The 18,437-nt window shown below is 68.6% G+C and carries 15 protein-coding genes; 7 read left to right on the top strand and 8 right to left on the bottom strand.

Features of this window, described 5'->3' with window-relative positions:
- Positions 1-14 precede the first annotated feature (14 nt).
- From OG698_RS03030 to OG698_RS03020, 3 genes are all read right to left on the bottom strand, one after another.
- The gene (locus OG698_RS03030) at positions 15-515 is read right to left on the bottom strand and encodes a hypothetical protein (RefSeq protein ID WP_406101242.1); all 501 of its coding nucleotides are present in this window, start codon (positions 513-515) and stop codon (positions 15-17) included.
- Between the two features lie 166 nt (positions 516-681).
- Complete coding sequence (locus tag OG698_RS03025) at positions 682-4,449, bottom strand: tetratricopeptide repeat protein (protein WP_406101241.1); 3,768 nt, start codon at positions 4,447-4,449, stop codon at positions 682-684.
- 1 nt (position 4,450) lies between these two features.
- Positions 4,451-6,796 (bottom strand): CHAT domain-containing protein, encoded by a 2,346-nt coding sequence (locus tag OG698_RS03020; RefSeq protein ID WP_406101240.1) that lies wholly within the window; start codon positions 6,794-6,796, stop codon positions 4,451-4,453.
- 66 nt (positions 6,797-6,862) lie between these two features.
- Here OG698_RS03020 and OG698_RS03015 point away from each other — a divergent pair, with 66 nt between their 5' ends.
- Together OG698_RS03015 and OG698_RS03010 are read left to right on the top strand one after the other, a co-directional pair.
- Positions 6,863-7,678 carry a CATRA system-associated protein gene (locus OG698_RS03015; RefSeq protein WP_406101238.1) on the top strand — a complete coding sequence of 272 codons (816 nt, stop codon included), beginning with the start codon at positions 6,863-6,865 and terminating at the stop codon, positions 7,676-7,678.
- Positions 7,679-8,078: 400 nt separating this feature from the next.
- On the top strand, positions 8,079-9,074 hold the full coding sequence (locus OG698_RS03010) for an NAD(P)H-dependent glycerol-3-phosphate dehydrogenase (RefSeq protein ID WP_406101236.1): 996 nt from the start codon (positions 8,079-8,081) through the stop codon (positions 9,072-9,074).
- Positions 9,075-9,461: 387 nt separating this feature from the next.
- On the opposite strand, the gene OG698_RS03005 is transcribed toward OG698_RS03010, so the two are convergent.
- Positions 9,462-9,590 carry a hypothetical protein gene (locus OG698_RS03005; protein ID WP_406101235.1) on the bottom strand — a complete coding sequence of 43 codons (129 nt, stop codon included), beginning with the start codon at positions 9,588-9,590 and terminating at the stop codon, positions 9,462-9,464.
- A 582-nt stretch (positions 9,591-10,172) separates the two neighbouring features.
- On the opposite strand from OG698_RS03005, the gene OG698_RS03000 reads away from it, so the two are divergent.
- The 3 genes from OG698_RS03000 (at position 10,173) to OG698_RS02990 (ending at position 11,882) form a co-directional block, all read left to right on the top strand.
- Positions 10,173-11,063, top strand: a complete 891-nt coding sequence (locus OG698_RS03000) for a hypothetical protein (RefSeq protein WP_406101234.1) — start codon at positions 10,173-10,175, stop codon at positions 11,061-11,063.
- Between the two features lie 47 nt (positions 11,064-11,110).
- The gene (locus OG698_RS02995; RefSeq protein WP_406101233.1) at positions 11,111-11,362 is read left to right on the top strand and encodes a hypothetical protein; all 252 of its coding nucleotides are present in this window, start codon (positions 11,111-11,113) and stop codon (positions 11,360-11,362) included.
- 196 nt (positions 11,363-11,558) lie between these two features.
- Positions 11,559-11,882, top strand: a complete 324-nt coding sequence (locus OG698_RS02990; protein ID WP_406101231.1) for a hypothetical protein — start codon at positions 11,559-11,561, stop codon at positions 11,880-11,882.
- Positions 11,883-12,030: 148 nt separating this feature from the next.
- Here OG698_RS02990 and OG698_RS02985 read toward each other — a convergent pair whose 3' ends face one another.
- Entirely contained in the window at positions 12,031-12,813 is a 783-nt protein-coding gene (locus OG698_RS02985) for an SDR family NAD(P)-dependent oxidoreductase (protein WP_406101230.1), read from the bottom strand.
- Between the two features lie 141 nt (positions 12,814-12,954).
- On the opposite strand from OG698_RS02985, the gene OG698_RS02980 reads away from it, so the two are divergent.
- Entirely contained in the window at positions 12,955-13,542 is a 588-nt protein-coding gene (locus OG698_RS02980) for a TetR/AcrR family transcriptional regulator (protein ID WP_406101228.1), read from the top strand.
- Positions 13,543-13,901: 359 nt separating this feature from the next.
- Here OG698_RS02980 and OG698_RS02975 read toward each other — a convergent pair whose 3' ends face one another.
- From OG698_RS02975 to OG698_RS02965, 3 genes are all read right to left on the bottom strand, one after another.
- Positions 13,902-14,702 (bottom strand): amino acid ABC transporter ATP-binding protein, encoded by an 801-nt coding sequence (locus OG698_RS02975; RefSeq protein ID WP_406101227.1) that lies wholly within the window; start codon positions 14,700-14,702, stop codon positions 13,902-13,904.
- 54 nt (positions 14,703-14,756) lie between these two features.
- Positions 14,757-15,521: an amino acid ABC transporter permease gene (locus OG698_RS02970; protein ID WP_326778352.1), complete on the bottom strand. Its 765-nt coding sequence runs from the start codon at positions 15,519-15,521 to the stop codon at positions 14,757-14,759.
- An 83-nt stretch (positions 15,522-15,604) separates the two neighbouring features.
- Entirely contained in the window at positions 15,605-16,453 is an 849-nt protein-coding gene (locus OG698_RS02965; RefSeq protein WP_406101226.1) for an ABC transporter substrate-binding protein, read from the bottom strand.
- 365 nt (positions 16,454-16,818) lie between these two features.
- Between OG698_RS02965 and OG698_RS02960 the strand changes: the two genes are divergently transcribed.
- Positions 16,819-18,435: a phosphodiester glycosidase family protein gene (locus OG698_RS02960; protein WP_406101225.1), complete on the top strand. Its 1,617-nt coding sequence runs from the start codon at positions 16,819-16,821 to the stop codon at positions 18,433-18,435.
- Positions 18,436-18,437: the final 2 nt, after the last annotated feature.

The raw sequence follows: 18,437 nt of genomic DNA, 5'->3' as shown, positions 1-18,437 counted from the left end.
CGCCGGTGAGCAGGTCAGGCGGCAACCAGCGAGGCCTGGATGCGGCTGACGGCACGCAGGATCTCGTCCCGGTTCTTCGCCCGCTTGAGCCATGCCGGAAGACGGGCCACCAACGTCATCTTCTGCCCGGTGTCGTACCAGGGCGCTCGTTCCCGCAGCGGTGCCTGGACGAAACGACGGATCAAGTCGAGATGTTCGAGGTTGTACGCCCACAACCACCCGTGCCGGGTCTCAACCTGGAGCCACAAAGGCATACCGAAGTAGGGATCCGTCGCGGGTTGAGCTGTGCCGGCAGGGAGCGCGACACGACGGCCGCTCCACACTCGAGACACTCCGCAGCCACGACAGACCAGACGTCGCGGCCTGAACAGGATCCGACCCCCGGGATCAGAGTCTTCGGGCGCTGGAACGACACGAGCGGCCTTTTCGCAACCAGGACACCGCACAATGATCAAGCTGATGAAGTCGTACTCGGTGCTGCGCGGATCCCGGAACCGCCCAGAGAACAAGGCCATGCGGTGAGTATGCAACTGCCTTGCAGAACGACGCATCCCGATTCGACCGTTCACGCTCAGGCCCGCCAGCCACCCCGCCATGGCCGGACCGAGGTTAAAGAACAAGCTGAGAAGCCGTTGTGCATCTACCGTGAGTGACGGTGAACCGTTGGTCGCCGCGCTCGTCTCACTGGCCGCATCCACATCCCGGCTCACACCTCGTGCCGTCGCCGTACGGGTTCTCGGCCCGCCGCGTGTTCACCCTCAGCAGCACCTCGTCGGTCAGACCAGGCATGTAGCTGTGCAGCGTCTTGGGATGTGCATCGGCCTCCTCTGAATCGGGATGCATTTCACCCACGTGGACGACGATTGGCGCTAGGACATCTGGCAACGGCGTCCCGACGGGGAACGAGGGGCCCAGGTAGCTGCACAGGCGGCAGGCAGGTGTCACGGTGTTCGCTGGCGGCTTGCCAAGAGGCCGCCCGAGGAAATCGGTGTGGACTACCTTCGGCCCGATGAGGGGGACCGTCGGAAGATCCCGGAGTCTGCGAACAAGCGAGCAGTTGCTCCCAAACTCATCGACATTGATCATGCCGCCTTCCCTCGCGAGCTGGCTTCGGGCGGTGAGGGTGTCGGGATGGTCCGGGCCGAGCACCCGCGTCCGGTCGTTGAGCAGCTGCTTGAGGGCGTCTACGGCACGGGCCGCATCCCCCGCCTGGCCCTGCCCGTGGGTGAGGTTGCCGTGGGCAGTCGGGGTGTCGGGGCGGTCCGTGCGTGCACGTTCCTCCTCGATCGATGGGAGGGAGGAGAGGAGTCGGTCGCGTTCAGCTTGTCGACGGACCTCGGCCTCGCGCTCGAAGCGCTCGAAGCGCTCAGCGAGGGCAGCGAGGGTGAGGTCTCTGTCCCTCGCCTGGCCCTGCCCGTGGGTGAGGTTGCCGTGGGCAGTCGGGGTGTCGGGGCGGTCCGCGCGTGCACCTTTCTCCTCGATCGATGGGAGGGAGGAGAGGGGCCGGTTGCGTTCAGCTTGTCGTTTAGCTCGTTGACGGGCCTCGGCTTCGCGCGCGCGTGTCCGGTCGTTGAGCAGCTTTGCGGCACCGGCCTCATCCCCCACCTTCCTCAGCCAGTGGGCCAGGTCGTGCAGGGCGGTGAGGGTGTCGGGGTGGTCCTGGCCGAGCACGCGCGTCAGGGCGTTGATCAGCTGTTTGTGGGCGTCTGTGGCGCGGCCCGCATAGCCCGCCTTCATCCGCCAGTGGGCCAGGTCGTGCAGGGCGGTGAGGGTGTCGGGGTGGTCCGGGCCGAGCGCCCGTGTCCGGGCGTTGACCAACTGCTCGAAGGCGTCTCCGGCTCCGACCGCATTCCCCGCTTTCCCCCGCCAGTGGGCCAGCTTTGCGAAGGCGTCTGCGGCACCGGCCTCATCCCCCACCTTCCTCAGCCAGTGGGCCAGGTCGTGCAGGGCGGTGAGGGTGTCGGGGTGGTCCGGGCCGAGCACGCGCGTCAGGGCGTTGATCAGCTGTCTGTGGGCGTCTGTGGCGCGGCCGCCATGGCCCGCCTTCATCCGCCAGTGGGCCAGGTCGTGCAGGGCGGTGAGGGTGTCGGGGTGGTCCGGGCCGAGCGCCCGTGTCCGGGCGTTGACCAACTGCTCGAAGGCGTCTCCGGCTCCGACCGCATTCCCCGCTCTTCCCCGCCAGTGGGCCAGATCATGCAGGGCGGTGAGGGTGTCGGGGTGGTCCGGGCCGAGCACCCGCGTCCGGGCGTTGACCAACTGCTCGAAGGCGTCTCCGGCACCGACCGCATTAACCGCCTTTCCTCGCCGGTGGGCCAGGTCGTGCCGGGCTTTGATGGACGGCAGTGTCCGCGGGCCGTGTCGCGCGGGTCGTTCGCGGAGGGCCAATGCAGACCTCCATGGCAGCTCCGCCGCACGTTGGGCGAGCCGGCGGGCGGTGGCCGCATCACCTTCGGCCGCAGCCGCGGCGGCGACAGCGGCCTGCATCTCGGCCAGAACGGGGAAGGCGCCGCCCCTCATGCCGAGCGGGCCAGCGGGCCCGCGCCCGCTATCGGCGACGGTGTCCTCGAAGCCGTGCCTTTGACTCGCGGTGAAGCGTTCCGCGTCTGTGGTCATTCCGTTTTCGGCCATCCACACCGCGATGTCGCACAGGAGCTTTCGGGTCAGGTCCGGTGTTCGGGCCGTATTCGCCATCCGTATGGCCCGGTCACGATCACCGGCAGCCAGGTGGGCGCGGATCACCGCTCTCAGCACCGTCAATCCCTGGGCTCTCAGCACCGACAAGCCCTCGGCCCCAAAGAGGCTGGCCGACCCCTTCTGCAGGCTTTCAGCCCATGCCGTGTCTCCCATCTCGGCACGCGCCACCGCCAACTCGCAATAGGCCGACGCACGATCGCTCTCGGGCCGGATGTGGCCGACGTACTTTTCGGCCAAGTCCGTCTGCCCGGTCTCCACGAGCGCCCGCACAACCCCCGGCCGTACCCCGACGCCGAGTACGTCGAGCAGAAGATGCCTATCCGAGGGGTCATGTGGATTGGGCCGCGGTTGGAAAAACCGTCTGTAGGGGGGCTCCGAAGTGATGTCGATCGACCGCGCGACGGACAGGGCCCGTTCGGGTTCGCCCATCGCCAGCAGCTGCACGGCAAGCTCCAGCAGTGCGTCGGCCCTCCCGCGGTCGTCGGCGATGGAACGTGCCAACTCCTCCGCCCGGTTGACATCGCCGGCCGCGGCTACCGCGACCACCGCGTCGGTCACCAGCCAGCTACGGCTCGCAGCGTCGGGCACAGCGAAGACAAGCCGGTGGAACTGGTCGTCCCGTCCGGCCACGGCGAGCGCTGTGATGAGTTCGGGCGGGACATCCTCGTATTGCCGGAGCCGAGCGCGGTCGGGGAAGGCGCGGGCCAGCGACTCGGCCCGGACGCCCTGACCGTCGGCGGCGAGCGCGACGATTACCGTCCGCAGCGCCAGCAGGTCGGCGCCGCCGGTGTCATCATCGCCCCCACCGTCCTGGCCGCTGGCGAACTGGGCGAAGTTCAGGGCGAGGAACTCAGCCTGATCAAGGTGCCCAGCAGCGACCATGGAATCCACCAGCGCACGCAGACATTCCCGCCGCCCCACCACCGTGGGCGCTGCGCCGGCGATGCGCACGGCCGACGTCCACTGGCGCGCGGCGGCGAGCCGTACGACCGAATCCCTCACCGACTCGTAGCCGGATGTCTCCAACCGTCTGACACCGGCCGCGATTTCGCCGATCGTGTTCCGTGCCTGAGCATGGCGTCCCTCGTCAAGGAGCGCGATGGCCAGACCGGTAAAGGCGGCGATCCTGCAGGCCGGGGCACAGAAGGAGCGGGCGAGTTGGTCGGCCCGTATCGGATCGCCCGCGGCAGCGAGCGTCGCGGGCAGGCTGGTGGGCAATTCGTCGTTACGAGTGGTCAGGGCCTCGCGGATTTCCTCCAGAACTGCGGCGGCCGTAGAGTCGGGGGCACCGTGCGCGGCGAGCGCGGCCTGACAGGCGGCAACCTCGTGCACGGCGGCGACATCGCCGCCGGTCAGCATGCGCAGCCGAGCGTGCCGCGCCGAGTCGGTGGCGCAGGCGGTCATACGGGGTACGTCGCCGGTGGACGCCAGGAAGCGGAAATAGCCGTCCAGCAGGTATTCCGGGGTGTGTCCGGGCCAGCCGGCCGCCCGGTACGAGTCCGCCCATGCTTGCAGGGCCGCGACACAGTCCGCAGTGGCACGCTCCCCGGCTGCTTCCGTGAGCCGCTGCCGCTGCCCGGCGTCGACAATCACGTAAATGGTCTCGCCCAACCAGCGGCTCGTGGCCTGGCTGATGATGGCGCAGGAGCTGGCGTCGAATGGCAGCGGCAGACTTGTGAGGGCCAGCAGATCGGCGCGAGTCAGCCCGCCGCCCGCGACGGCGATGAGGAGCTCCGGCTCGAGCGCGGCGTCCACGCTAGACCCCCACATGAATGAACGGCACCCAGGTACTCGGATGGCGGGGACGCCGTCGGCGCTCCTGGCGCACGGCGTGGTGCAGCAGGGCCGCAGTCGAGCTCAGCGGCGAGGCGGGCTCCGCATCGAACTGGTGTGCGACAAGCCCCTCGTACACGGCCATCGCGACGCGCTCGGTACTTCTGTCGAGGACGGGTGACATCGTGCCGATGACGGACTGGTAGCCGCGGTAGTGCAGAACGGAGGTCACGGAGATCATCTCGTCGAGGTCAATGTGGTCCGGGGCCGCGGTGGAGCACGCGGCGAGGAAGGCAAACTCCGGCCGTTCGGCGCGGACTTCGGCGAGGTCGGCGATGGTCAGATCCTGGTCGTGCAGTACCAGGCCGGTGCGCTCCGGCGACACCGGGTCCTGCCGGCCGTGGCAGTCGAAGTGGACCCGGCTGTGCCGCCCTAGCGCGCGTTTCACGTTTCCTGTCGTGGCCTGTTGCCCGTGCAGTGTGGTCAGCCCGTCCTCGACGAGCAGGCTGGTGAGGTAGTCAAAGAAACGGGCCGTCGCTGGAAGTGCCTGATGACCGACGAGGCCGCCCGCTGAAACGAGCAGCAGCCGCTCCCGCTCGCCTCGATTCCCACCCTGCCCGTTGCTGTTCTGGCGCAGGTCCCGGGCCTTGCGGGCCGAGATGAGACTGCGCACGGTCGGGGTGTACGAGGAGACGGCCCGCTCCCTGGCCCCGGTACTGGTGCCGCCCTCGACCGGCTGCGGCTCGGCGGCGTGCAGTGGCAGCAACGCGAGCGGCCCGGAGGGACACCACCACAACCGCAGCAACTCGCCGTCCTCGCCCTTTCCACTCCATCCAAGCAGCTCCAAACCGGCGACGACGGGCGCGACGACGGTCTCCCACAGCCAGTGCAACGTTGCTTGGATGCGCGCCTCCCGCTCCCTACCGGTTAATTCGTTCAACGCGGTGAGATAGTCGCGGGCCTTGTGCTGCGCGGCCCGCAGGTTCAGGGCAGGCAATGGGACGACATCCGGGGCATCTTCCTCAGCTGTCAGGAGCAGGGCGTAGCATCCGAACCGGCTGAGGACCACTGCCACCACGGGCCCCTCGGCGGCGGCGGGCCTAATGTCGCCGGGGTAGCTCGCCATCTGGAACGTCGCGTCGGGCAGCAGGCCCTGTGCACGTTGCGCCGACCGCGCCCATTGCCGCTCCCGGCGCGCGGCCCGCTTTCCCGTGAGCGGCAGGGCCAGCCCCCACAGCCACGCGACCACCGCAGAGGGAATGTCGGGGCGGGCGGTCCGCCACGCCGCCACATCGCGCGCCTCGAAGCGGTCGGGCGCCTCTCTCCGGCCGGGCCGCTCCAGATCGCGGCAGATCCGATCCATGCGGCGGGCGAGCCTGCGGTCCACGGCCCGCACCTCGGCCCGGATCGTGGCGTGCAGCACTTGGTCCCACACCACCCCGCGGCCGGTTTCCAGCAGTTCGATCGCCTCGACGGGGCGCCCGGCGGCGATGGCGCAGGCCGCCGCGTCTGCCGTCACCTCGGCCTTGTTCGCGACCTGCTCGGCCGCCGGGCGCCTCTGCCCGCGATTCATCCCCCACCCGGCCGTCCGCGGGAGAAGGGCAACGGCGGCGGCCATGTCCTCATACCCCGCGCCAGGCCCGTCCGCAGCCGCGAGCGCGCTGCCCTGGGCGTGCAGCGCACGAACCCGCACGCGGGCCGGCGCCCCCGCCATCCCAGCAAGCCGTCGCCGCAAGACATCGAGATCTGGCACCCGGCCTAGGTCCACGCCCCACCCACCGGGCGGCGAGACCTGCTCAACGACCTCCCACTCCTCAAGGCACTCCACGAGCAACGCCACCCGCGCGGCGTCTTCCGCGCCCCCAGCCCCCACGCCCCGGTCCGCGCCGAGCCTGGATACGAACCGTCTTGCGGCTGCGGTCGCACGCGCGAAACGGGGTCCCCGCTGCCGGACGGTTGTCGGCCGTTCCTCAGCCGTGTCGGCGCCGCCGGTGCCATGCGCCGCGGGGCCTCTCTCGTCCGCTTTGCTGAGCATCCGGATCGCTGTCACGAGGTCGGCGACACCCTTTTCAGGGCTCTGGCGGAAGCGCAGGAGCAACTCCGCGGACAGGGCCGTTACGGCGGCGGTCCAGCGGCGGGTGCCGGGCTTCGCCTTTTCGACCGCAGCCGTCAGACTGTCCACGTCCGGGTGGGTATCGCGCCCGGCGCTGTCGCGAAGGCGCTGGGCTGAGCGTTCGCGGACCTGCTGCTGAAGGGCGAGCCGCTCTTCCTCCTCGCGGCGCTTTCGCTCCTTCTCATGCGGAGACTGCTGATTGGAAACATATGCCACGGGTGCCTCGCAGCCACGTCTCGGGGACTGACAAAATGCGATACCGAGTCAACTAGCCTAGATGGCATGACTGTTGACGGGCCGCACATTGCGCGTGCGGATATCGTGGCGGCGTTGCAGGTCGTCCGGGACATGGCAGCGCTGGAACTTCCCGCAGCGCACTGGGCCGACGTCGACGTGGCGGTGAACACGATTGCCGACGCGCTCGCTCGGGACGACCCTGAGGAGTTGCAGGACGCCCTCGCGGACCTCGAAACTCTGGGCCCGCGGCGGCTCGCCCCCAACAGCGGTGAGCCGGCCGGGGGCGCCTCACCCCTCCGCCTCGCAACGCTGGTCAGGGCCCTGGAGCAGTACGAGCCGCATTCCACCCGGACCGACAGCCTCAGCATGCTGCCGGTGGCGATCTACGTATCGGACGAAGCCGTACACGAAGAGGTCGAGACCGCTCTCGACGGCGTGCTCGCTGCCGCAGGGCTCACCGTGGTGGAACGCGATGAGCCCGTTCTCGGATCGTGGTTCCGGCGGATGCGGGCGGCCGTCTCGCGGGCCGCTCGGTCGCCAGCCGCCCGCGAGACGATGCGTTCGGCGCTGCACAGCGCCGACGCCCGCTTCCTCCAGCGACCTGACGCCGAGGTCACCGCACTGTTCATGCAGAACCTTGGCCCGCTCCTCGGTTCGCTCCAGCCGACGAAGGACGCTGTCGTGAGAGTCGGTGCAGTGCTTGTTGTCAAGGTTGATTGGACCGTAGTAGTCCACCAGCTGACTCCTGGGCAGCAACTGCTGTTGGACCACAACCCTCACCTGGAGGCTACGCCGCACACTATCCTCGCGGCGCTCGGAGCTACCCCGGGCAGTGACCCGGCTGCGGCGCCCCCGGCGTAGCAGACGCCGGGCACCAGCAGAGTGCGGGCGGCGGCGAAGGGGGTACGCAGCCAGCGCTCCCTCGCGCTCGCTGCCCTGTGCCCGCTCGATCGAGGAGGGGAGGACGTACCACTGACCATCCCCAGCCGCGTACGACTCTTTCGTGTACCGGTTCCGGCCAGGCCGCAGTGACTACGCTAGGTCCGTTCTCCGCAGGTCACCCATTCGGGAAGATCAACTGATCGCAGTTGGTCAGCCACCGATCAGCGCAGCGGTCCGAGTTACAGAACCCGCCGAAGCGCGATCACTTCAGGACCGTGATCAAGCTCGGAGGCTGTGCAAAAGAGTGACCCGCGAAGTACGGAGCTAGGCCGCCGACGTGCACGTCGTACCAACTGCGTGATCAGAGGGAGGCCGGTCGGTGACGACCCGATTCGCCGTGTTCTCCTGGGGCACGGCTTTCGCCGTGGTCTTGGCCGACGCGGGATGCGAGGTCTCCCTGTGGGGGCGACGCCCCGAGCTGGTCGACGCCATCAACACCACTGGCACCAACCCGGAGTACTTCCCAGGCGTCGAACTCCCGACGGGGATCACGGCGACGACCGATCCGGCGAAGGCCGCGTCGGACGCCGACTTCGTGGTGCTCGTGCCTCCCTCCCAGACGCTGCGCGCCAACCTCAGCGCCTGGACGCCTGCGATCGCCCCGACCACGGTGCTGGTCAGCCTCATGAAGGGCGTCGAACTCGGGACCGCCAAGTTGATGAGCGAGGTCATCGCCGACGTCACAGATGCGGGCCCGGAGCGCATCGCCGTTGTGTCGGGGCCCAATCTGGCCGGTGAGATCGTCCGGCGACAGTCTGCGGCCAGCGTCGTAGCCTGCAAGGACGAATCCGTCGCCATGCGGCTCCAAGCCGCCTGTCACACCAGCTTCTTCCGCCCATACACCAGCAGCGACGTGATCGGCTGCGAGCTCGGCGGCGCAGTGAAGAACGTCATCGCCTTGGCCGTTGGCATTGCTGACGGCATGGGCCTCGGCGACAACACCAAGGCAACACTGATCACCCATCGCCTCGCCGAGACCACCCGTCTCGGAGAGGCGATGGGCGCCGACCCACGCACCTTCGCGGGCCTGGCCGGCATGGGCGACCTCTTCGCCACCTGTTCCTCACCCCTTTCACGCAACAACACCTTCGGCGCCAACCTCGGCCGCGGAATGACGCTGCAGGAGACCATCGCCGCAACAAAGCAGACTGCGGAGGGCGTGAAATCCTGTCTGTCCGTGCTTGACCTCGCGCACCGCCACGTTGTCGACATGCCCATCACCAACACGGTCGTCGACATCGTCCACAGCGGGAAACCCCCTCAGGCAGCCGTCAAGGAACTCATGTCGCGTTCAGCGAAGCCTGAGCGGCACTGACTCATCCTCAGCCTGCTGCCCGGGGGGCGGCGAACCAGCGGTTGTGGGACAGCCTGTACGGGCTGCTGGGCACCGGTCAGCTACGCACCCGGGCCTCGTACACCGGCACCCCGCCCTCACGGATGCGCCCGTGCTGGCTGCGTTCCAGCTCCGTCCACAAGCCGCCATGAAGTCCCACTGGGTGTGCACTTTCCTGCTAGCGTGGCCTAGGCAAGTCGCCCCACATGTCAAATGGCCTAGGCCATCAGATGGGGGCGCAAGTCGGCGCAGCGAACCGCACAACGACGAGAGCCCCCCGAACACGGTGGCCACCGTGCCGAAGGGCCCTCAACCCGAGCGCTGCCAGTTGATCGGGGTGTCTCTCTAGTCGAGTGAGAGAGATTCCGATCAACTGCCGCCGTGCAACCTCGCCGCGAGGTTCGCGGCTGACACCACCATGTTGGTCACGGCGATCAACAGCATGGCAAGCCAGTACCAGTGTGGCTCGGGTGGTCGCTCGTCCTGCTCGTCGTTCATGATTTCTCCGTGGATTCCACAGCCCTTGCGGGCTGGCGGGGCCCGTGCCCCGCGGGAGCACGGGCAACGGAGAGAACGAACAGATCGACGCGCGACCGAGCCATAGCCTACGCGCAGTTGGTGACTCGATACGCCGAGTAGAGTTTTTCCTGGCAGGCGCAATGAGCGAGAGACAGCTACGGCCTCGTCCCCGGCGCCTTCCCCTCCCCGATCGCCCCCGTCCGCCCGCAGCCGACAACCGGCCTGAGCTCCCATCCTCCTGACCGGGCGTCGGCCGAGCCGCCTCGGCCTCGGCGCGAAATCACCGCCGCCGCAATCGCTGCCGTCCCCGTCACTACCGCCGCGCCGAGCATCGCGGCTCCTGTGATCACCGCGCCGATCACCACTGCATCCACGTACACGTCAGCTACCTCCTTCATCGACCCCCGCGGTCGAGCAAGGAAACAGTGCAAGCCGAACACCCGCGGTGTCTGAAGGGCCGGGCACTGCGGGCAAATTCCCTTTACGCTCCAGGTCAGCTGCCTGCCCGCCGTGCCCGCTGCGGGCACGGCGGGCAGGCTCGGACGTTGCGGTAGGGGGAAGATGTCGAAGCCGGACAAGGCGCGTGAGCTGTACGACGCGCTGCGCACGCTGGAGGGGAAGGCCAAAGCCGCCCGCAGGCGGAACGGGCGCACATACTCGCGACGTGAGGCCGCCCGCACTGCCGATCGTAGGGACTCGTCCCTGGACCGGCGCATCGGTGAATGGCTCCATGACGACTGGACCAGAGCAAAGACGCCAAGTCCGGCCAGCGATGATCAGCTGATTGCTGTGGTCCGGGTATGGAGCGAATGGGCAGGTGAGCCATTCGCCGAGAGCACCTGGAGTACTCTGCTCGAAAAAGCCCAGCCTTCGCGCTCACGCCTGGCACGGGCCAAGGGGGCCTCACAGGGCGACTTCCACGGAGACGACCCCAACGAGGAGGCGCGCGACCTGGGGCCCGTGAACGCCACACGCCGCAAGGATCAGCGGGACACCTACACCCGACTCCCCCAGCTCGTACGGGATTTCCAACAAGCCATGCCCCCGATAGTGGGTACCCCGTCCAGGCAGCAGGCTGACGAGACGCTACGGCGCCTGAATGCGGCATTGGTTGCGTTGGAGGACGGGGCCCTTCAAGTTGAGTTGGAAGGGCCCCAGATCGCGGCGCAGGCGGCGTACGCGGTCGTCAATCAGGCGACCGATCTGTTTGAGATGACGATCCGCTTCCTCCACGAGATCACCAGGGCCGGAGGACCGTCCGACCGAGACGCTCTGGAGGACATGATCGACCTACAGACACCGCGCCTGGTGGCCGTGACGAGCCAGTTCGCCCAAGTGGCGAGCATCGTCCTGAATAGCCCAGGGCCGCCGCCGCAGGAAATCGAGGTGGCGGCTCGGCCACCTCGGTATGTGCGGCATGTGCCCGGATGGCCGCCTGACGTTGCCGATTAGACGCGCACGCTACGAAGGCGGGGAAGACGGGTTCTGAAGCTGGCGTCGTGGAGGGCGTTGACGCGATTCTCGTGGGAGAACACGCCATCGTGGATGCGCGGGGCGAGACGATCGCGGTGAAGGAAGTCGAGGATGTGCTGGGTGCCGCGCACGAGACGGACATCTCGGAGATGTGCACGGTGTCGCCCGGCCGCGCGTACGCGGAAAGACGCAGCAATCGGCGCATGCCCGGCATCGAGTCGCGAGAGGAGCCGGGGACGCGACGCCCTGCCGGTCCGGAGACGAGCGGGGCGTTTTAGCGATCGTCCAGTGGGCGTTGATCAGACGTCGGGGCCGAGACGGGCGGACCTCACGCATGGTGTCGGCCAAGACGTCTCAGCCGCCATTTCGCCACCGCCCCCGGCAGGCTCTCGCCAACACCGCTGACCTCCAGGTCAATCACGGGTCCGGCGCCAAGCCACATGTCTCATGAGACACGCTGAGCGCGAAGAACGGTTGCACGAAGGCCTCCGGGCCCACGCTGCCGACTATCGGGTCGACGATCTGAAGGAGAAGTTCGGCACGGTGCGGATCCAGGTCTCCGGAGTTCCGGACTCGGCCGGCGGTGAGATCCGTGTGCTTCTCGCCGCGGCCGAGGAGCGTTCTGCCGTCACCTGTGAGTTCTGCGGGGCAGTCGGACGACAGCGGCGCCGGGATGACGCCTCGCTGGGGTGGATCAAAACGGTGTGCGACAGCTGCCATTGCGCGTGGTCCCAGCACGCGATCGTGATCGTGGGCGGCGCCCTGCGCAGCAGACGGGCGCGTCGTGCGCAGACGTGACCGGTGGTCCCGGAGGCGGCGCGCGCTGCCGTCGCGGACCGGGAGCGTGACGACGGAAGCGATCTGTGAGATCGGGCGTCATGTTGAGGCGGGGTGCTGTCAGCGTGTGCCCGTGGGTTGACGTCCTGCTGCCGTGTGCGCCGGCTGGTTAGGCGGTCTTGACGGATCCGCCGTCGATGAGGTGGTCGGTGCCCGTGGTAGCCGCGGCGCGTGGTGAGGTGAGGTACGTGACGAGGGCTGCGACCTCGTCCGGTTCGATGAGCCGGTCGATGAGCATTCCGGTCGCTGTGGGGAGTCCGGCCACGAGCTCGGCATGCGGGATGCCCAGGGATGCGGCGAGTTCCGCTCCGTAGCCGGTGGGGCTTTCCCAGATGGCGGTTCGGACCGGTCCGGGGGAGACGGTGTTCACCCGGACACCTTGCGGGCCGAATTCCTCCGCGAGCGCCTTGCCGAAGGCGGTGAGTGCGGCCTTGGCGGTGGTGTACGCGATCGGTCCGCTGCTCGGGACACGGGCGCCGACGGACGAGACGTTCACGATCGCGCCGCGGGTGGCCAGCAGCGCGGGCAGGGCGGCCCGGGTCACACGGACCGTGGCGAAGAAGTTCAGGTCCACCACCTCCGCCCACTGTGCGTCGGTCATGTCGAGGAAGCCGCCGCCCAGGCCCCCGTCGCCGCCCCCGACGTTGTTGACCAGGATGTCGATGCCGCCCAGTTCGGTCACAGCCTCGGTGACCAGACGCTCCGCCGAGGCCGGATCGGACAGGTCCACCGCCACAGACGTGGCGCCGGTCGACTTCAGTTCCGGTGTGGGGGTGCGGGCTGCTGCGACGACGCGGACTCCTTCGGCGACGAGGGCTCGAACGACGGCCAGTCCGATACCCCGGCTCGCGCCCGTGACCAGCGCAGCTTTGCCGTTCAACTGCAGGTCCATGGTGTACCTCCGTAGGTAGCTGCGTCCCAGGTGATGCACAATCATTAAAACATGCATCATTGATGTTGCAAGTTATCCGCGAGTCGCCACACCGTCGTATCCTCATGGAGTCACCCACAGACCCGGAAGGATCGGCACCCCATGGCGCTGCCCGCCTCTGCCAAGCCGCTGCGCGCCGACGCCGAGCGGACGGTACGAGCGATCCTCGAAGCCGCTGAGCGGGTGCTGTCAGTGAACCCGGCAGCGACGATGGAGCAGATCGCCGAGGCCGCCGGGGTCGCGCGGACGACCGTGCACCGGCGGTTCGCCTCACGGGACGCTCTGATCACGGCACTGGCCACATGGGCGACGCAGCGGTTCTACGAGGCCGTCGAAGCCGCCCGGCCGGAAACCGCGCCGCCGGCGATCGCCCTCTATCAGGTCACCGCGAACGTGCTCCGAGTGAAGATCGGATGGGGCTTCGCCATGGGCGCCGACCCCACTGGCGCCCCTGAGGCCGCGCGCGTGCACGCCGAGGTCCTGGCCCGGTGCGAGCGGCTGTTCGCGCGAGCCCGCGATGCGGGCCTTCTTGCGCCCGACACCGATTTGGACTGGGCGCGGCGCGTCTATTACGCCCTCATCCACGAGGCTGCGGCCGAGGCGCCGGACACCGACGCCGCCGTGGACGCCCTTGCCACACGCGTCGTCGACACCTTGCTGTACGGCATCGGCAGGCCGGCCACCCGCTGACCGGCTCTTCGAGTGCTCTGCCCTGGCACTTACCTTCGCTGCGCGGTGGTTTGCTGTTCCGGCTCGTACTCACCAGGAAGCATGTGACCGACGACGAGCGAGGGGTACCGGAACCATTGCCGCCCGGAGCAACGGCCCCCTGTGGCCGATGCGAACCCGTGAGTGATCCTTTCGAGGATCGTGACTACGCCCCCGGTCGGCGACCAGGGGCGTGTGTCGGGCTGCGCGCGCCGTGGCGCACGTGTGTGAGGGGTTCCGGTATCCGTCGCCTTGGCGGGCCGCACCCTGGGGGACCGGGAGCGGTGCGTGCCGACATGCATCCCGGCCATCCGTCTGCGGTCGGCAAGCGCCGTATCCCGTCAGGACTCCGTGAGGGTGTCCGCCGGGCGTAGGACTCGGGCGAGGAACTCCCGGGTGCGTGGGTGGCTGGGGTTGCCCAGGACCTCGTCGGGGCTTCCCTGTTCGACGATGACGCCGTCGTCCATGAAGACGACACGGTCGGCCACTTCCCGGGCGAAGCCCATTTCGTGGGTCACGACCATCATCGTCATCCCGTCGTCCGCGAGGCCGCGCATGACGGCGAGGACGTCGCCGACGAGTTCCGGGTCGAGCGCGCTCGTGGGCTCGTCGAACAGCATCAGCTCGGGGCCCATCGACAGCGCGCGGGCGATGGCCACCCGTTGCTGCTGACCGCCCGACAGTTGTGAGGGATAGCTGCCTTCCTTGTCCGCGAGTCCGACGCGGGCCAGGTTCTGTCGGGCCACCTGTACCGCTTCGGTCTTGTCCCGGCCCAGCACCCGGCGCTGAGCGATCGTCAGGTTGTCCAGGACGCTCAAGTGCGCGAAGAGATTGAACTGTTGGAAGACCATGCCGATACGGCGACGGAGCCGGTCGATGTCCACATCCGGGTCGGTGATGTCGGTTCCGGCGATGAGGACGTGGCCCTCAGTGGGCTGTTCGAGCAGGTTGGTGCAGCGCAGCAACGTCGACTTGCCCGACCCGGAAGGGCCGATGACGCACACCACCTCGCCCGTGTCGACAGTGAAGTCGATGCCGCGCAGGACCTGGAGGTCACCGAAGGACTTGTGGAGCGCGCGGATCTCGATCGCCCGGGTCGGCGTGGGCGCGGACGTGTCGGCGGTGGTGGTGGCATTCGGCATGCCCGTCCCCTTGTGTTCTCTCATGGTGCCGGAGGGCTCGCCGGCGCTCATCGCTTACCGCGCCTTCGCATGGCCCGCCTCCAGGCGGCGTACCACGTAGCCCAGCGGGACGGTGATCAGGAGGTAGCAGAGACCGGCCACGAAGATGGGTGTGGTGTTGGCGGTCTCGCTGGCCAAGTCCCTTCCGAACTTGGTGAGTTCACGGGTTTGCAAGGAGACGCCCAGGAACAGCACGAGTGACGAGTCCTTGAAGAGAAGGACCAGTTCGTTGGTGAGCGGCGGCACGATGACGCGGAAGGCCTGGGGGATGACGATCGACCACATGGCCCTCGCGTGGGACATGCCCAGCGTTCGCGCCGCCTCCATCTGGCCCCGGGGCACGGCCTGGATGCCGGCCCTGATGGTCTCCGCCATGTACGCGGCGGCCACGAGGCCTAGGGCCACGGCGACCTGACCGTACGCGCCACCGGGGATGGCCAGACCGGGGAACGCCAGGGGGACGCCGACCCCGATGAAGATGAAGATCAGCAGGGCAGGCAGTCCGCGGAACACCTCGATGTACAACGAGGCGAGCCAGCGGTAGGGGGCGACCGAGGAGAGCCGCATGAGGGCGATGACCAGCCCGAGTACGAGGCCCACACCGAATCCGGACAGGGTGTACGCCACCGTGTTGGCCAGCGCCACCGTCAGTAGATCCGGGAACATCCGCTTGGCCACGGACAGTTCGAGGAACTGCTGCTGCAACTGGTGCCAGTCGGCCAGTACGGCGACAGCGATCACCGCGCCGGCCAGGACGACGTACTGCGCACCGCGGAGCATGCTGCGCCGCCGACGCGGGGAGAGGCGCGGGCGCGCGGCCGGCCGGGCCGGCGCCTTCCCCGCGACGGGTGCGTGAGAGGAGGTCACTGGGACGCGGCCTCCGCAGGCATCGGGCCGATCCACTTCTCGTACAGCTTCTTGTACGTGCCGTCCTGCTTGGCCTTCTTGATGGCCTTGTCGATGGCGGCGAGGAGCTTGGCGTTGCCTCCCTTGCGTACGGCGAAGCCGTACTTCTCACCCGTCTGGACGGTGCCCGTGACGCTGAACTTCGCTGCGTTGGCAGGGTCCTTGAGCCAGTTCTGGACCACGGGGTAGTCCTGAATCACGACGTCCACCTGACCGGTGCGCAGTCCGTTCAGCTCGGCGTCCGAGCTCTCGAACGACTTGGAGTCGATGCCGCCGGCGTGCGCGGTGTCCTCGCCGGTGGTGGCCGACTGCGATCCCAGCTTGATCTTGCCGCTCTTGATGGTGTCCAGCGACGTCGCCTTGACGCCCTTACGGGCCAACAGCGCCTGGTTGGCGTCGAAGTAGGGGGTCGAGAAGTCGAGGTGCTGCTTACGCTCGGGGGTGATCGTCATGCCCGCGGCGGCCACGTCGCAGACCCCTGCGTTGAGGTCCGCGCCCGTCTTGATCGTCTCGAACGACTTGTCCACGATCTCCTGCTTCAGACCGAGGTCGTCGGCGACCAGATCGATCAGGTCGACGTCGAAGCCGACGATCTTCTTCCCCTTCTCCGACTGGAACGGCGCGTACGGGAGATGCGTACACGTCGTCAACTGGCCGGATTTGACCAGCTTCACGCCGCCGGCCGTCGTGGTGGCCTGTTCCTTGCTGCAGGCGGTGGCCGACAGGGCGAGCGCGGCGGCGAGCACGAGCGGGGTGGAGCGGCGGACGAGTCTTCCGTGAGGGCTCACTGGACTTCCCTTGGGCATGGAGAATCGCAACTTCCGTTGGGCAGGGAGAAGTTGACCTGGAATGGGACGGGCACCCGACGGGTGCCCGCGCAGCCGTGACCACGGGCCACTGGGGAGGGGACAGGCCCAAGCGGAACTCCGACTGCGGTGGGCACACCCTGCATCAGCGCGAACACGAAAGTCCAGAGCTGTCACCAGCCACCCCGGAAGCCTTCACATTTTCGATCTTGAGTAGTGCGGGTCCGTGCGCGGGACGCCTCATCGGCCTGGGCCCACGGTCATCGGCCGCGTCGTATGCAGGGATGACGTGCACATGCCTTGACGAGTGGTCTCGACCACAAGCACCGTTACGGGAGAGCCGTTCTTCGTCCGGTGGGGGGCACGTGAACAGCAGACTGTTCGGAGTGGGCGCGGTGTTGTCCGTTCTCGCCGTCGTGGGAGGCCTGTCGGTACCGGCCTCGTCGGCGCCCGCCGCAGGGTCGGCCGGTGCATTGCCGCTCGGCCCCGCCGGCCTGCCCGAGACGCGGACGACGCGGCAGCTCCAGCCCGGAGTCACCCTCACCCGTATCGTGCGCGGCGCCGACGCCCCGGCGCTCGGGTGGACGGTCGAGGTCTCCATCCCCGGCGGTGCCGGCTCGCCGGATCCCGATGCGCCACCAGCAGCGCTCAACGACCGCGCGAGCGCCGACGAACTGGTCGCCCATCTGCGCGAAGACGGCTTCGAGGCGCGGGCCGAGGAGGTCGCCGCACCGGCGACGGCGGACTTCGCGGGCGGCACGCTCGGATGGCGCGTCCGGGTCGGGGAGTTCGGGGCGCAGTCCGCGGCCACGGCCGAGCGCACCCGGCTTCGGACGGCAGGATTCACCGGTGCCGCCGTGTATCGCGGGTGGGACGGGGAGCCCACGGACCGGGGTCCGTGGCGGATCGACGTCCTCACCATCGACCCGCACCGCTTCCGCGGCGCGCTGAGAGCCTCGTACGGGCCGGATCTCGAGAACCGTGAGAAGACCAGTCAGCTCGTGGCCGCGGCCGGGGCGACGGCAGGGGTCAACGCAGGGTTCTTCGTGCTCGACCCGAACGCCGGTGCCCCCGGCGATCCGGCCGGCGTCGGTGTGTACGGTGGCCGGCTGTTGAGCGAGCCCGTGGGCACGCGCCCCTCCCTCGTGATCCAGGACTCCGGGAGGCGGACCGGCATCGCCCGGCTCACCTGGCAGGGCAAGCTGGCCGGCCGGGGCGCCTCGATTCCACTCGACGGGATCAACCGCGTCCCCGGCCTGATCAGGAACTGCGGCGGCACCGCCGACGACACGCCCACCTCGCTGCCGCTGCACGACACGACCTGCAAGGACGACGACGAACTCGTCGCCTTTACCGGCGAGTTCAGCGGGAAGACCCCGGGCGGCGAAGGCCTTGAGGCCGTACTCGACCGCCACGGACGGGTACTTGAGGTGCGCTCGCCGCGTGGCGGATCGCTACCGGAAGGCGGGAGCTCTGTACAGGCGACCGGACGCTACGTCTCCCAACTGGTCGAACTGGCGCAGATCGGACGCCAGTTGCGGATCCAGGCCGTGTTGAAGGACGCCGACGGGCGCACCGTCTCCCCGTCCACCAGCACCAGCATCCTCAATGGCGGCCCCGAACTCGTCCGGGACGGCCGTACGCACATCACCGTGGCCGCCGACGGCATGGTCCAGCCCGGTAACCCGAGCTTCTATTACGGCTGGGTGCACAAGCGCAATCCGCGGACACTGGCCGGAGTCGACGCCGCCGGACGGACCGTCCTCGTCACGGCCGACGGACGCGGCACGGGCGCGCTCGGACTCAGCATCCCGGAGAGCGCCGCGGTCGCGAAGGCGCTGGGCCTGCGCGACGCGATCAACCTCGACGGCGGCGGGTCCACCACCATGGTCGCCGACGGGCACGTGATCAACGCCCCGTCCGACGCGACCGGCGAACGCCCGGTCGGAGACGCCCTGTTGGTCCTCCCCGGCCGAGACTGATC

The organism is Streptomyces sp. NBC_01003, from assembly GCF_045162695.1.
GTDB lineage: Bacteria > Actinomycetota > Actinomycetes > Streptomycetales > Streptomycetaceae > Streptomyces.
Note: the sequence above shows the minus strand (reverse complement) of the source record. Positions and strands in the feature narration are given on the sequence as shown.

Excerpts from the sequence above, each read along its gene's own strand:
- OG698_RS03030 (WP_406101242.1), bottom strand. The coding sequence starts at position 515 with ATGGCCTTGTTCTCTGGGCGGTTCCGGGATCCGCGCAGCACCGAGTAC.
- OG698_RS03015 (WP_406101238.1), top strand. The coding sequence starts at position 6,863 with ATGACTGTTGACGGGCCGCACATTGCGCGTGCGGATATCGTGGCGGCG.
- OG698_RS03005 (WP_406101235.1), bottom strand. The coding sequence starts at position 9,590 with ATGAACGACGAGCAGGACGAGCGACCACCCGAGCCACACTGGTACTGG.
- OG698_RS03000 (WP_406101234.1), top strand. The coding sequence starts at position 10,173 with ATGTCGAAGCCGGACAAGGCGCGTGAGCTGTACGACGCGCTGCGCACG.
- OG698_RS02985 (WP_406101230.1), bottom strand. The coding sequence starts at position 12,813 with ATGGACCTGCAGTTGAACGGCAAAGCTGCGCTGGTCACGGGCGCGAGC.
- OG698_RS02980 (WP_406101228.1), top strand. The coding sequence starts at position 12,955 with ATGGCGCTGCCCGCCTCTGCCAAGCCGCTGCGCGCCGACGCCGAGCGG.
- OG698_RS02975 (WP_406101227.1), bottom strand. The coding sequence starts at position 14,702 with ATGCCGAATGCCACCACCACCGCCGACACGTCCGCGCCCACGCCGACC.
- OG698_RS02970 (WP_326778352.1), bottom strand. The coding sequence starts at position 15,521 with ATGCTCCGCGGTGCGCAGTACGTCGTCCTGGCCGGCGCGGTGATCGCT.
- OG698_RS02965 (WP_406101226.1), bottom strand. The coding sequence starts at position 16,453 with ATGCCCAAGGGAAGTCCAGTGAGCCCTCACGGAAGACTCGTCCGCCGC.